The sequence below is a fragment of the Shewanella khirikhana genome (assembly GCF_003957745.1).
GTDB lineage: Bacteria > Pseudomonadota > Gammaproteobacteria > Enterobacterales > Shewanellaceae > Shewanella > Shewanella khirikhana.
Genome location: NZ_CP020373.1, coordinates 2,513,195 through 2,526,630, shown reverse-complemented (window position 1 = coordinate 2,526,630; position 13,436 = coordinate 2,513,195). Strand labels below are relative to the sequence as shown.

General features: G+C 54.4%; 9 protein-coding genes. 2 read left to right on the top strand and 7 right to left on the bottom strand.

The genetic code is table 11. The features are described 5' to 3' along the window. Both STH12_RS10955 and STH12_RS10950 read right to left on the bottom strand, forming a co-directional pair. Nucleotides 1–366, bottom strand: coding sequence for a DoxX family protein (locus STH12_RS10955; protein WP_126167586.1), 366 nt, complete (start codon nucleotides 364–366; stop codon nucleotides 1–3). A gap of 298 nt (nucleotides 367–664) precedes the next feature. Continuing rightward, nucleotides 665–1,672 carry an isocitrate dehydrogenase gene (locus tag STH12_RS10950; protein ID WP_126167585.1) on the bottom strand — a complete coding sequence of 336 codons (1,008 nt, stop codon included), beginning with the start codon at nucleotides 1,670–1,672 and terminating at the stop codon, nucleotides 665–667. Nucleotides 1,673–1,993: 321 nt separating this feature from the next. Here STH12_RS10950 and STH12_RS10945 point away from each other — a divergent pair, with 321 nt between their 5' ends. Next, complete coding sequence (locus tag STH12_RS10945) at nucleotides 1,994–4,783, top strand: S9 family peptidase (protein WP_164551296.1); 2,790 nt, start codon at nucleotides 1,994–1,996, stop codon at nucleotides 4,781–4,783. Between the two features lie 93 nt (nucleotides 4,784–4,876). Here STH12_RS10945 and STH12_RS10940 read toward each other — a convergent pair whose 3' ends face one another. The 5 genes from STH12_RS10940 to STH12_RS10920 form a co-directional block, all read right to left on the bottom strand. After that, the gene (locus STH12_RS10940) at nucleotides 4,877–5,266 is read right to left on the bottom strand and encodes a DUF3192 domain-containing protein (RefSeq protein ID WP_126167583.1); all 390 of its coding nucleotides are present in this window, start codon (nucleotides 5,264–5,266) and stop codon (nucleotides 4,877–4,879) included. A gap of 123 nt (nucleotides 5,267–5,389) precedes the next feature. Then, a complete protein-coding gene (gene xni, locus STH12_RS10935; protein ID WP_126167582.1) occupies nucleotides 5,390–6,148 on the bottom strand; it encodes a flap endonuclease Xni in 759 nt (252 codons plus the stop codon). Then, nucleotides 6,145–7,500: a nucleotide 5'-monophosphate nucleosidase PpnN gene (ppnN, locus tag STH12_RS10930; RefSeq protein WP_126167581.1), complete on the bottom strand. Its 1,356-nt coding sequence runs from the start codon at nucleotides 7,498–7,500 to the stop codon at nucleotides 6,145–6,147. The genes xni and ppnN overlap by 4 nt, the downstream gene beginning before the upstream one ends. A 46-nt stretch (nucleotides 7,501–7,546) precedes the next feature. Further along, nucleotides 7,547–9,103 carry a GGDEF domain-containing protein gene (locus tag STH12_RS10925; RefSeq protein WP_126167580.1) on the bottom strand — a complete coding sequence of 519 codons (1,557 nt, stop codon included), beginning with the start codon at nucleotides 9,101–9,103 and terminating at the stop codon, nucleotides 7,547–7,549. Nucleotides 9,104–9,238: 135 nt separating this feature from the next. Further along, on the bottom strand, nucleotides 9,239–11,395 hold the full coding sequence (locus STH12_RS10920; protein ID WP_126167579.1) for a tetratricopeptide repeat protein: 2,157 nt from the start codon (nucleotides 11,393–11,395) through the stop codon (nucleotides 9,239–9,241). A gap of 140 nt (nucleotides 11,396–11,535) precedes the next feature. Between STH12_RS10920 and STH12_RS10915 the strand changes: the two genes are divergently transcribed. Further along, complete coding sequence (locus tag STH12_RS10915; RefSeq protein WP_126167578.1) at nucleotides 11,536–13,332, top strand: M61 family metallopeptidase; 1,797 nt, start codon at nucleotides 11,536–11,538, stop codon at nucleotides 13,330–13,332. The last annotated feature ends 104 nt before the right edge of the window (nucleotides 13,333–13,436 follow it).

The window sequence follows — 13,436 nt, the reverse complement described above, 5'->3', positions numbered from 1 at the left end:
TCAGTTTCTTAGTTTTGAGCGTTTATTAATTGCGTTTATATCAGCTCGCCCCGCCCAGCCGCGAAAGAACGCCGTGAGCTTAATGGCAGAGGCCACAGCCAGCATAGGCCACTCACCGTGGAGCAGGTGTGTGGCTATGGCGCCAAGCATTAACGCCGCCAGACACAGGGATGCGAGCGAAGAAAGCCTTGGTATGAGCAGCCCTATGGCGCCCAAAACTTCGAGCGCGCCAGTCACATACATAAACGCAGGGGAGTAGCCCCAACGTGTAAATGCCTCAACCTCAAACGGCAATGACAGCAGCTTGGCGCTGCCCGATGCGGCAAAGATGAGTGCGAGTATGTAGCTTGTTATGCGCAAAGACATAGAAATACCTTGCTTCCAATTTTTGCTATCAGGTTAGTTTTTGCGTCGCGGTAAATCGTTCGCAGTAAAGAGAAGTGCGAGAGTTCGAACCTGAACGAAATGTTTCATTGCTGATTCAGCATCCTGACAGATATAGCCGAATATGTGCAAGTAGTTGGCGTATGTGAATGCCGGTGTTCTGGAAGGGCGTGTTACAGCCTGTTGGTAGAGTTCAGGCCTGCAGGAATGTGGGTGAAGCCAATAAAAAAAGGATGAACCGGGGCTCATCCTTTTCGTATTACGGGTACTTGGCTACAGATCAGAGTCTGTCGAGTACCGCTTGGGTGAAGTCGGTGGTGCCGTGTGTGCCGCCCAAATCGCGGGTGGTACGGTCGCCTTCTTCAATCACGGCAGATACGGCGTTGCGGATTGCCGCGGCCTTGTCTGCCATGCCCAGGTATTCCAGCATCTGCACAGAGGCCAGGATCACGGAAGTTGGGTTGGCCAGGTTCTTACCGGCGATATCAGGGGCGCTGCCGTGAACCGCTTCGAAAATGGCTGCGTTGGCACCGATGTTGGCACCAGGCGCCATACCCAGACCGCCCACCAGACCGGCGCACAGATCCGACAGGATGTCGCCAAACAGGTTGGTGGTTACAATCACGTCGAAGTTTTCTGGGTTCATCACCAGCTTCATGCAGGTGGCGTCCACGATCATTTCTTCGGTGGTGATATCAGGGTAGCGCTGACCCACTTCACGGGCCACTTTCAGGAACAGACCTGAGGTGGACTTCATGATGTTGGCCTTGTGCACAATAGTCACCTTCTTGCGGCCTTCTTTGCGGGCCAGCTCGTAGGCGAATGTGGTGATCTGCTCAGCACCCTGACGGGTGATGATGCTGGTGGCTTCGGCGGTGGCGCCGTCATCAGAAACCTTCTGACCGTGACCTGAGTACATACCCTCGGTATTTTCACGGACGGTGATGATGTCGATATTGTCGTATCTGGCCTGGGTACCTTTGAAAGAAATCACCGGACGCACGTTGGCGTACAGGCTGAACTTCTTACGCAGGGTCACGTTGATGGAGGTAAAGCCCTCACCCACAGGGGTGGTCAGGGGGCCTTTCAGGGTAATACGGTTCTTTTCGATAAGATCCAGCGTACGCTGAGGCAGCAGTTCACCGTGCTTTTCCAGTGCCGTCAGACCCGCATCGGCAAATTCATATTCGAAGTCGCAACCCGCTTTGTCGAGGATTTTCAGGGCGGAGTCGATGATGCTTGGGCCGATCCCATCACCTGGGATCACGGTAATCGTTCTTTTGGACATGGATATTCCTTCCACGGTTGGTGGTTACTGCAATTGTCGGTTTCCGCGAGCGGAAACATGACTGGAATTATGTGATTTATGTCTCGTTTAGTTTAAACACTTTTATACATTTTTCACAGGAAAAGGTGAGCAAAAGCTCGGTTTTTTCTGTAGGCTAACTTGCATAAATCAAGGCTAAGAAAGATGATTCAAACCCTAAGCCTTAAAAAGTCTACTTTAGTCGAATAACAACATATAAGAGGACGACATTTGAAGCCTTCAAGACTCTTTTGTGCGCTCGCAGGCGCCGCCAGTCTCGGTCTGCCCCTCAGTTTACCCGCGATGGCTGCATCGCCCGGTAAAATGACGTTGCAGGACATCATGCAGTTTGAATCCCTTAAAAAACCGGTTCTGGCCGACAACGGCAAGCTGCTTGCGGTGGAAGTGGCGCCCGACCGGGGCGACAGCCGCACCCTCATTAAAGGCACCAATGGTAAACCTGAGCTCAGTATAGCCGGTGCATCAGATCCTGTGGTCAGCGCCGATGGCCGTTATGTGGCCATGAAGCTCGAGCCAAGCCTGCTTGCCAAAGAAACCAGCGATGCCAAAGCCAAAAAGAAGCTCAAGGCAGGCATGGTGCTGGTGGAGGTCGCTTCCGGCAAAGAGCAGCGCTTCGAGCGGGTGAAAGACTTTGCCTTTGACGACAGCGGCAAGGTGCTGGCCATCTGGTTTGAGCCAGAGGATGAGAAAAAAGACAAAGAAAAGGACGATGACAAAGTAGGTGACACCGCCAAGGGCGAAGCCAACAGCAAGGCACCTGAGCAAACGGTCAAGGCCGACGAGGCCAAAAAGCCAAAAATCGACAAGGCCGATAAGGGCAGCGCATTAACCCTGCTGGCACTGGCCTCCGGTAAACAGGCCGAATTTAACGATGTCACTGCCTATGCGTTTGATAAGCAAGGGAACACTGCTGCGGTCCTTATCAATGATATTGCCAACACTACCCACAGGTTGATGGCAGTATCCTTAAGCTCACTGGACACAAGCGCCCGCTTCGAGTCGGCCAGCGAACAGCTTGGCGCCCTGGCACTGAGTCCGGATGGCAGCCAGATTGCTTTCAGCGCCGGCAGCGCCGATACCCGTATCGATGAGCGTGCCTATCGTCTCGGTCTGATTGACGCCACCGGCAAGGTGACCTTTGCCGCGCATCCACAAAGCTGGCAGCTCAATCGTTACTCCAGCATGTCGTTCTCGAAAGATGGCGAACGAATTTTCTTTGGTACTGTGCCCGAAGTCAGCAAGGTGTTGTCACTCAAGGCCTTTAAAACTGAAGCCGACTTGCTGGATGAGGCGGTTATCCGCGACAGCCGTGGCCTGAAGCTGTGGCATGGGGACGATCCGCGCATTAAGCCCCACGAAATCAAAACCTTCGATAAGCTGAAAAAGCACACCCTGACGGCGGTGTGGCACCTTGGCCAGAACAAGGTGGTACAGCTGGCGACCCCAGAGGTGCCGGAAGTCGATACCCTGGAGTTTGGCCGTTTTGTGATGGCAAAATCCAGTGAACCCTACCTGAAGGAAATCACCTGGGCAGGCTTTTTCAGTGATTTCTATCTGGTTGATACCCTGGATGGCGAGCGCCACCTGATAGCCAAACGTCAGCCATCGAACAGCGAGCCTGTGGTGTCGCCAAATGGCCGCTTCGCCGCGTTCTTCCGCGAAGGACAGGTGCAGCTGTGGGATGCGCAAAGCGGCAAGCATAGAAGCTTAACTGCTTCGCTGAACGTGCCTTTTGCCGATGAAGACCATGATTATCCATCTGAGGCGCCTGGTTACGGTTTTGGCCCCTGGCTTGCCGATGAGTCCGCGCTGCTGGTGTACGACAAGTTTGATATCTGGCAGCTTGCTACTCAGGAGGGCACTGCGGCGCTTAAGCTTACCGATGGCCGCAAAGACGGCATCAGCTACCGGGTTGAAGGTCTCTATCAAGCCAAAGATGAGCTGCCGGCCACGCTGAAAGCAGGCCAAACCCTGTTGCTGCAAGGCTACAACGAGCGCACCAAGGCTGACGGTTTCTACCGTGCCCAGGTGGGCAAGAGCGGCGTGAAGACGCAGCTTGCCAAGGATGAAAAACTGCATGTGTTGGCCCGTGCCAAAGATGCCAATACCGTGATTTTCAGCCGTGAGCGCTTTGATAAGTATCCAGATCTTTACAGCGCCGATGTGAACGATATTGGCGATTTCGAGCGTCTGACCCGCCTCGATGGCCAGCGTGACAAGTTCGCCTGGAGCAAGGCTGAGTTGGTGCACTGGACCAATACCGATGGCAAGCCACTCGATGGGGTGCTGATAAAACCCGCAGGTTACCAGAGCGGTAAGCGTTATCCGGTGCTGGTGTACTTCTATCGCTTTATGAGCGATCGTTTGCATGCGTTTCCGGACATGCGCATCAACCACAGACCTAACTTCGCCTGGTATGCAGATCAAGGCTACGCGGTGTTCCTGCCAGACATTCGCTTCGAGATTGGTTACCCGGGCAACAGTTCGGTGCAGGCACTCACTTCCGGGGTGCAGAAGCTGATTGAGATGGGCATTGCCGATCCCAAGGCTGTGGGCATTCAGGGCCACTCCTGGGGTGGCTATCAAACGGCCTTTGCGGTGACCCAGACCAATATCTTTGCCGCAGCCATTACCGGCGCCCCGGTGGGCAACATGACCAGCGCCTACAGCGGGATCCGCCATGGCACCGGCCTTGCCCGCCAGTTCCAGTACGAAACCGGCCAGAGCCGCATTGGCGAGAGCCTGATGCAGGCGCCGCTCAAGTACGTTGAAAACTCACCGGTGTTTTATGCCGACCGGATCAAGACGCCCATGATGATCATGTTTGGCGACAAAGACGATGCGGTGCCCTGGGAGCAAGGTGTTGAGCTGTATCTGGCCATGCGCCGTGCCGGCAAGGATGTGGTGCTGCTGCAATACGAGGGTGAGCCACATCACCTCAAGCAGTATGGAAACAAGCTCGATTACAGCGTCCGTATGAAAGAGTATTTCGACCATTACCTGAAGGGTGTGCCTGCCCCTGAATGGCTTAAACAGGGCGAGCCGTACCGTGAGTACGATAAGGCCGACTGAGCCGCCAAGGTCAATGTCAGTAACTGAAAAAGCCGCCCGAGGGCGGCTTTTTTGTGCCTGTTTCGCAGCTTTTTTATTGCTGCAGAACCCGCGTTAAATACCGGCTGGTGTTTCGCTCAGGTATTGTTTGTAGGTGTCTGAGCCCCAGGCAATCAACTGATTGTTTTTAAAAAGCAATGGGGTGCATTCATCCTTGGTGGTTACCCCGTCTGACTTCTCATGGTGAGTGCGGTAAAACAGGACCTGCAGCGCGGTGTCGTTGACCGACTTGGCCTCATTGAAGTCAGGTGCGCCCAGCAGTTGTCTTACCGAGGCGATGTCCTGCCCAATCACCAGTTCAGCCAGGGCTTTATTGTTGAAAACCTGTCTGTCTTCCCAGTCCATGTTTTCCGGGGTGGGCTCGTAGCCAATGGCTACCACTCCCACAAAGGCCAGGTAAGCGGCAAATACCGAGCCAATGACCACAGGAGCTTTTCCTTTCATAATCCGTTCCTCTTGTACCACTGATTGACTGTGGTGCAGTCGTCAATGGCGATAAAGATACTGCAAGCGCACGAAAGGGTAAACGCCATGTAGCAATTGTTACAAATTTGCCTTGTAAAGATGCTATTGCACCACCCTGAGTTCGCTGAGTTTGAGATTCAGCGGTAACTCGGTTTGCAGGCGGGCCAGTTTGTAGCTCAGACGGGCCATATCGCGGCCGTCCCTGAGTTTGTTGGCCTGACGGCTGCCAAGGGTGCCAAGTGAGTGGTAAAGGTTTGCCAGGCTGCGATAGGTACGCAATAGCTCGCTGGCGGATTTGGGGCCTATGCCGGGAATGCCGGGGATTTTGTTGCCGCTGTCACCGCATAGGGCAATGTAATCAAGCAATTGGTGACGCTCGATACCGAGCTTGGCCTCGAAGGCTTCAATATCGATAAACTGCTGGGAAAAATGATCCCACTGGCGAATGTGGGGCGACATAAGTTGCAGTAACCCCTTATCGGTAGAGACAATTATCGCCTCACCGCCGTTGGCCGCCAGCTTGCAGGCGAGGGTGGCGATGACATCGTCCGCTTCTGACTCGGCATTGACCGAGTGTACCTGGATCTCTGCCAGCGCAGTTTTCAGCCCATCAAGCCCCTTGGCAAGGGCTTCTGGCATGGGTTTACGGCCTTTTTTGTAGTCTTCATAAAGGTGTTTGCGCCAGGAGATGGCATCACCATCCCAGACAATGGCGCAGTGGCTTGGATTATGGCCACGCAGCAATTTACGGCAGGCCTGGGTGACCCGCTCGTAGAGGCTGTCCATGTCGGCTTCGTCAGGCAAAGCCGCATGGATGCGTCTGGTCAGGTTCAGGCCATCGATTATCAGCAGTCGGTTCATTTCACTATCTTGTAGCAAGGCTCATAGGCGCTGCCGGGGAGCTTCATCCGCTGTTGCACCACAAAGGCCTGCAGCAGCTCGTCCATCAGGTCCATCAGCTTGGGATCGCCCTTAATCTCAAATGGGCCATGGCGCTTAATCAGGCGAATAGTTTCGCCTTTTACGTTACCTGCCACAATGCCGGAAAACGCCCGTCGCAGATTGGCGGCAAGCTCGGCCTTGTTGTTCTGGAAGTAAAGGTTCAGGTTTGCCATCACCTCGTGGGTGGGGACAAAGGGCAGCTGGAATTCAGGCTCGATTTTCAGCGACCACTGGTAGGGGTAGGCATCGCCGTTGGATTTACGGAACACCTTCACCTCTTCCATGCTTTCCTTCATGACCCGGGCCACTTCTTCGGGGTTATCCACTATGATGCGGTACTTGCTGCGGGCCTCTTCACCGAGGGTGGCGCCAATAAACTCATCGATTTTAATGAAGTAGTCGGCGCTCTCTTTCGGGCCGGTCAGTACCAGCGGGAAGGGGATGTCTTTATTGGCTTTATTGAGCAAGATGCCGAGCAGGTAGAGCAGTTCTTCGGCCGTACCGGCGCCGCCGGGGAAAATCACAATGCCGTGCCCCAGGCGCACGAAGGCTTCCAGGCGTTTCTCAATATCCGGCAGGATCACCAGTTCGTTCACAATCTGATTGGGCGGCTCGGCGGCAATGATGCTGGGCTCTGTCAGGCCGATGTAGCGGGCGTTACAAATCCGCTGTTTGGCATGGCCGATAGCGGCACCTTTCATGGGCCCTTCCATGGCGCCGGGGCCGCAGCCGGTGCAGATATCCAGTTTCCTCAGCCCCAGCTGATAGCCCACTTCACGGGTGTACTGATACTCGATGGCATTGATGCTGTGACCACCCCAACAGACCACCACATTGGGGTCGTTTTTGGTGGGCAGGGCACGGGCGTTCCGCAGGATATCAAACACCATATTGGTGATGTGGCTGGCGTTGGTGAGGTTAATGTGTTTGAGGTTATCGTACTTGTCGGCGATATAGAGGATGTCTCTTAGCACCGAAAACAGGTGCTCCTGAATACCGGCGATTATTTGGCCATCCACAAAGGCTTGCTCGGGGGGATTGACCAGTTCGAGTTTTACCCCGCGTTCACGTTGCAGGATATTGATTTCGAAATCTTTATAGGCATCAAACAACTCGGTTGAGCTGTCGCTTTTCAGCCCCGAGGCCAACACGGCCAGGGAGCAGTTGCGGTAGAGTTGATAGAGGGGACTTTTGGCGCTTTGCTTGAGGCGATCAACTTCCAGTTGGGACAGTTGGTCCATGCTGCCACGGGGGCTCACTTTCACTATCATAGCAACTCCTTAAGCAGTGACAGGAGTTGCCGGCCTCCCGTTGGGGCTAGTTGTCGATGATCACCCTGTCTCTGCTTTCATGTTTGGCTTTGTAAAGGGCTGCGTCGGCTCGCTCGAAGGTTTCGTGAATGAGCTCGTTGTCCATCACGCGAGCAGCCCCTATAGATACTGTAACTGTAATTCTCTGATTTTTAAATTTAAATGGAATATTTTTTACTTTCTCTCGTACCCGGTTCAGCAGCTGTTCAATATCTGAAGCCGACACCTCTGGTATTAGCAGAACGAATTCTTCGCCGCCATAACGGGCAACAAACTCAGTATCACGCAGCGAGTTTTTCAGTGCCATGGCAATCACCTGCAGGGTTTTATCACCCGTGCTGTGGCCAAAGTTGTCGTTGATGGATTTGAAGTGATCGATATCGGCTACCGCCACCCACAGCGGATGCTTGTGGCGTTGATAGTTGCGGAACTCCTGCTCCATGCGCTCTTCGAGTGCGGCACGGTTTGGCAGCTGGGTCAGGCTGTCGAGCAGGTTGAGTTTTTGCTGCTCAAACAGGCGCTCTTTGTAGTTGCTGGCTTCTTCTGACAGCTCGTTCAGCTCCTTGCGCATGGTCTCCATCGACTTGCGCAGCAGCGCCTGTTCACGCTGCTCCAGGGCTTCTTTGCGGGCCAGGGCAGAGCGCAGGCTGGACAGCTGCTCGGTGATCTGGCTCTTGAGCATGCCAATATCTTCAATGTCGACAATCGCTTCGCCAACGCTGTCGACCCGGGTATTGATTTCGCGGTTTAGCTGATGCTTGAGCTGATGGCTGCGCTGGGCGTGATTGTATGAATCGCTCACCACCTCACGCACCGCCGACAGGGCATCGTTAAGGGCGTAGAGGAATTCCTGGGAGGCGCTTTTCTCGCGGGCGATATTGTCTATCAGCAGCGACAAAATGGTCTGGTAGGCATCGAGCAGACCTTCCACTTCGATATCACCGGCGAGCATTTCTTTGATAACCAGCACCTGATCGCGCTGATCTTTACGAAACTCGATTTCCGAAATCATCTGCGCCAGTTCGTGGGCCAGTTGTCTGTGCTTGGGCAGCACGGCAAGCTTTTCACCACTCTGGAATTGCTGGGCGAGGATTTCTTCATAGAAGCCAATCAGCTGCTCTACTTTGGGAATGTATTCCCATACGGTGTGCAGCGGTTTGGCGAGATCCTGTTTGAAGTAGGTGACTTCTTTTTTGAGCTTGTCAGGCACTGAATCGACGCGCTGAATTTGGCGGATAACCCTGCCAAGTCCGGCGCGGCTTTCTTCGAGCTGAGCCATCACATGGTGGTACTGGCCCTTGAGCAGGCGTTCAACCTCAACCAGTTCTGGCAGGGCATCGTCGAGTCGCTCGAAGGTCGACAATTGATGGCGCAGCTTGGCCAGCTTGTTATCGAGTTCGAGATTTTGCCCCTTACAGGCGAGGCTGAGATGCCCGATAAACTGAAGCAATGTCTGCAGCTTGGTGTTGCGATCTTCGTTCAGTTCGTCCAATGCCACTTTGGCAGAATGGAGCTTCTGTTTGAGTAAGGTGATTTGCGAGATCGCCTCGTTGGAATCCTTCATGCAGAATGCTTTCCTGACGTGTGTGCGGTGCTCTGAACCGCGATGGATATTGGCATCGTGCCCATTGGGTTAATGGTATAGCAATCACCGGATTGTGCAAATGCAGACCGGGTGCGGCTGCTGCATTTTTGACTGCTAAATCACATCCGGCAGTTCCTTATCGGCATAATCCGGCATTTTCCACAGTGGCCAACGCAGATTTTCCTTGCCACCGTTGGTTTCCACCCGCACCAGACCGCGGCCGATACTCTTCTCCAGGTGCAAATACAGTGGCTGGCTGAAGACCGCCGATGGGGTAAAGTCCAGCGCCCGGAAACCAAGGTATATGTCGCTGGTCTCGGCGAGCGAATCTATGCCTGCCAATGCCATTTGCAGCACTTCCAGATGAATGCCGTGGGGAATGGACAGTTCAGGGTTTGGCAGCAGCGGCAGGTTGATAAAACCAAGTTGCAGCTGGCCTTCAAGGTCGGTGAGCTGGTTACGCAGATTAAACAGCAGGGCATCGGGGGCATCGATGGCACCGTCCAGTGCCAGGGCAATTAGTCCGGGGCGCATTGGATAGGCTTTGATGCCCGGCAGGGTTTCTATTGCGCCAAGAGCGCCCAGGGTGGCGTCAACCATGCGCTGCTGACCCAGCTGAATATCGGCCTCACACAGACTCGGAACACGCAGCAGTGCCAGTGCCTTCACCTGGCCCTTCTCAAGTGCAGTACAGAGGGCACGGTAGCCATCGCGACCGGTGATGGGATCCTGGGGCAGGCGGGCAGCAAGCTCCTGGCACTGGGCTTTAAGCTCAAGTTTTGAGCGGCGATAGTGACCAACAATGGTGGCTAAAATCAGTGCCAGCATCACAGCGCCGGCGGCGAGTATGGTGCGTTCTCTTAAGGTGTCGCTGGCGTTTTCAAGCTGCTGCACTTTTTGATGCAAATCCAGTTTCAGCTTCTGTTCGGTCAATGCCGAGGCGGCGCCTGTTACCGTCGCTTCGGCGGCCTTGGGGCTGTCCATCAACTCGATAATCAACGCCTGATGTTCGATGGCGGCATTCAAATCTTCCAGCGCCTTGGCGGCAATGATTTTTTGTTTGAGGGCGCTTATTTTCACATCATCGAGCGATTGCTGCTCCGCCAACGGCAGCGCCTTATCGGCGTGGATAATACAGTCGGCCCAATGGCTCATCTTGCAATGGATTTCTGCGAGCAACACCTCGTTGTGAACCAGATAATGTTTCATCTTGCGCTCAACAAACATCTGGTTGGCCTGTTCCAGATAATTCAGCGCAAGGTCGTTCTCATCCAGTTTGCTGTAGGCTTCGCCGAGGTTGTGGAAATTACGCGCCAGGGCACTGAAATTGCCGCTGCGCCGGTCGACCTGCTGAGCATTGAGGTAATAATCGATGGCCTTGTTCCACTCATTGTTACCGGCGTGGGTCACGGCGATAACAGTCAGGGTGGAGGAGAGGTAACCATCTATGCCGAGGCGGGTGTAGGTCTCGGCCGCCTCATGGGCGTGGGCCAGCGCATCGGAGCTTTGTCCCAGATCCCGGTACACCTTGGCGAGCTGCATTTCAAAAAAAGCGCGCTGGAATGGATGGTTTTCACGGTCTGACAGCCGTAAGGCTTCGCTGTAGTGCTGCAGAGCCTTGGTCAACTCCTGTTTTTTGATGTAGTACTTGCCAAGCTCGGCCTCGGCGGAAGCTATCAGGTAGTCGTTTCTGAGCTGATAGGCATGGTCGCGAAACTTCTGCAGATGTACAAGCGCAGTCACATCCTGATTGATAAGCAGGTACATGGTGCCAAGCTGCTCGTGCAGGTTGAGGCGCAGCAGTTGCGACTCCAGGCTCTGGCTCTCCTGATCCACGGTAAGCGACTGAATAAAGTAGCTGGCGGCGTCTTCGAAACGTTGGTCAAGCCGCGCCATTGCCCGGCCTTTGAGCATCAGCGCCATGGCTTTTTGGTAAGGGGAGGTGGCGGTGTTTTCCAGTGACTGGATGATGATATCAACGTCCTGACGCTTGCTGCTGTTGCTGACGTTGGGTTGCAGATTGGCGCGGGCTATCAGTGCCAGCAGCTCTGATAATTCCTGCGGGGACAGCCCCTGTTCGCGGGCATAAAAGCTCAGCTGCTCGCTGGAGGCCAGCGGTGTCTGGGGCAACGACAGGGCAGCGCTGACACGGTCAAACAACTGCTGGGGTGTTTCTCTTAGCTGAATTTCTTCGGACTTGAGGTCTTTGGCCGACGCCAAAGGGGAAAAAGCAAAGATTAATACAAAAAATACCAATGAAAGTAGTCGCATAGATTTTCCATCGCCCAAGTCTCCCCTGTGGAAAAACGCGAAATTGTCAGCATTTGTGACATCGGGATGAGGGGAGTTGATAGTCTTGTTATACTCAAGCCCTTTTTAAGTGATTCCATCATACCTATAAGGACAACAGAGTGGAACAAAAGATAACAGCCTTTTTACCCCTGTCACTTTTTTTGGCGAGCTCCGCCTGGGCCGGGGTGGACTACCAGATTGATCTGACTTCACCTACCCACCATTTGGCGAAGGTGGAAGTGAAATTTCCTCAAGTCGCCGCCGGTGATTTCAGCGTGAACCTGCCGGTATGGCGCACCGGTAAATATCAGGAATTACCACTGGCGGACGGGGTGCGCCGCTTTGTGGCCGTGGATGAAAATGGCCAGGAGCTGCCCTGGCAGCGAAACGCCAGCGGCGAGTGGGTTATCCAGCTTGCCAAACCCAGCAAGGTGAGCGTGAGCTATCAGCTTTATGCCGATGAGCTTGGACAGCGCACCCGCCATATAGATGCAACCCATGCTTATTTGGATGCCAGCAGCGTCTTTATGTACAGCCCGGCGTTTCGGGATGAAGCAGTGACGGTAAGCCTTAACGTTCCCGGCGATTGGCAAAGCTATTCCGGCATGCAAAGTGGCAACGGCGCCCACAGTTTTGTAGCCCCCAATTACGATGTGCTGGTGGATTCTCCCATCGAAACCGGCTTCAGCCACCACAGGCAGTTTACATCCGCTGGGCGCGACTATGAGCTGGTGGTGTGGGGCGAGGGCAATTATGACCTCGAACAGATGGTGACTGACCTGACCAAGCTTGGCACCCAGGCCAATGCCATCTGGGACGGCTTTCCGTTTGAGCGTTATGTCTACATGGTGCATGCCACCAGTGGTGCCCGCGGCGCCACGGAGCACCTCAATTCAACGGTAATTCAGCTGCCACGCTTTATGTTCCGCGAGCGAAAGGACTACATCCGCTTTATCTCCACTGCCTCTCACGAATTTATCCATACCTGGAACGTGAAAGCCTACCGTCCGGCGGGTTTGGTGCCTTACGACTATCAAAATGAAGCCATGACCAGTCTGCTGTGGATGGCCGAAGGCTCCACCAGCTACTTCCAGCATCAGCTTCTGGCCCGCGCCGGCGTGATCACCCCCAAGGAGCTGTTGGAAGACATAGCTACCCGTATCGACAGGCACCAGCACACTCCCGGCCGTGAAATCCAGTCGGTGGCCGAGGCGAGTTTGGGGCAGTGGGTGGCCCAGGGCGGCGACTATGCCCATAACCACAGCGTGAATATTTACTCCGAGGGTTACATGGCCTCGCTGGCGCTGGATATGGCCATTCTCAGCGATACCAAACTCAAGCACTCCTACCGCGATGTACACCGCAATCTGTACAGGGACTTTGCCCTGCCAAAGGGCTATACAGAGTCTGACGTCAAAGGCATTCTTAAGTCGCTGACAGGTAAGGATTACGCCTCCTGGTGGCATGCCAATATCGACAGCCCGCTGGCGCTGGATTTCGATGAGCTCTTGTCCCACGCAGGCCTTAAGCTTGCTTATGGCAAAGAGGGCAAACAAAAGCCATACCCCGGCTTTACCCAAAGCGGCCTTAAGATCCAGACGCTGGACCGTGGCGGCAACGCCTGGAAAGCCGGTCTGGTGGCAGGCAACGAAATTGTTGCCATTAATGGTTTGAAAGTCACCGCCGATGGTTTTGATAAGCGTCTGGCGGACTTCAAACCCGGCGACAAGGTGCGGGTGAGCTATTTTGTCGACGATAAGCTCAGCGAGACCGAACTTGAACTCAGCGCCCGCCCCGAAGGCAAGGCCGAAATCAAGCCGCTCGACAAGGTATCGTCCAAGCAGAAAGCCTTCTTCAAGGCCTGGCTCGGCATTGATTGGCCGTTCGATGCCAAGGGCGACTTTAAGAAGAGCTAAGGCCTCTGAGTCCCCCCAAAAAAGCCGCCGCAGTGTAACCACAGCGGCGGCTTTTTTATTGTGGTTGGTCATGTTACGGCACACTTTAGTGTCCTGAGCCTTGG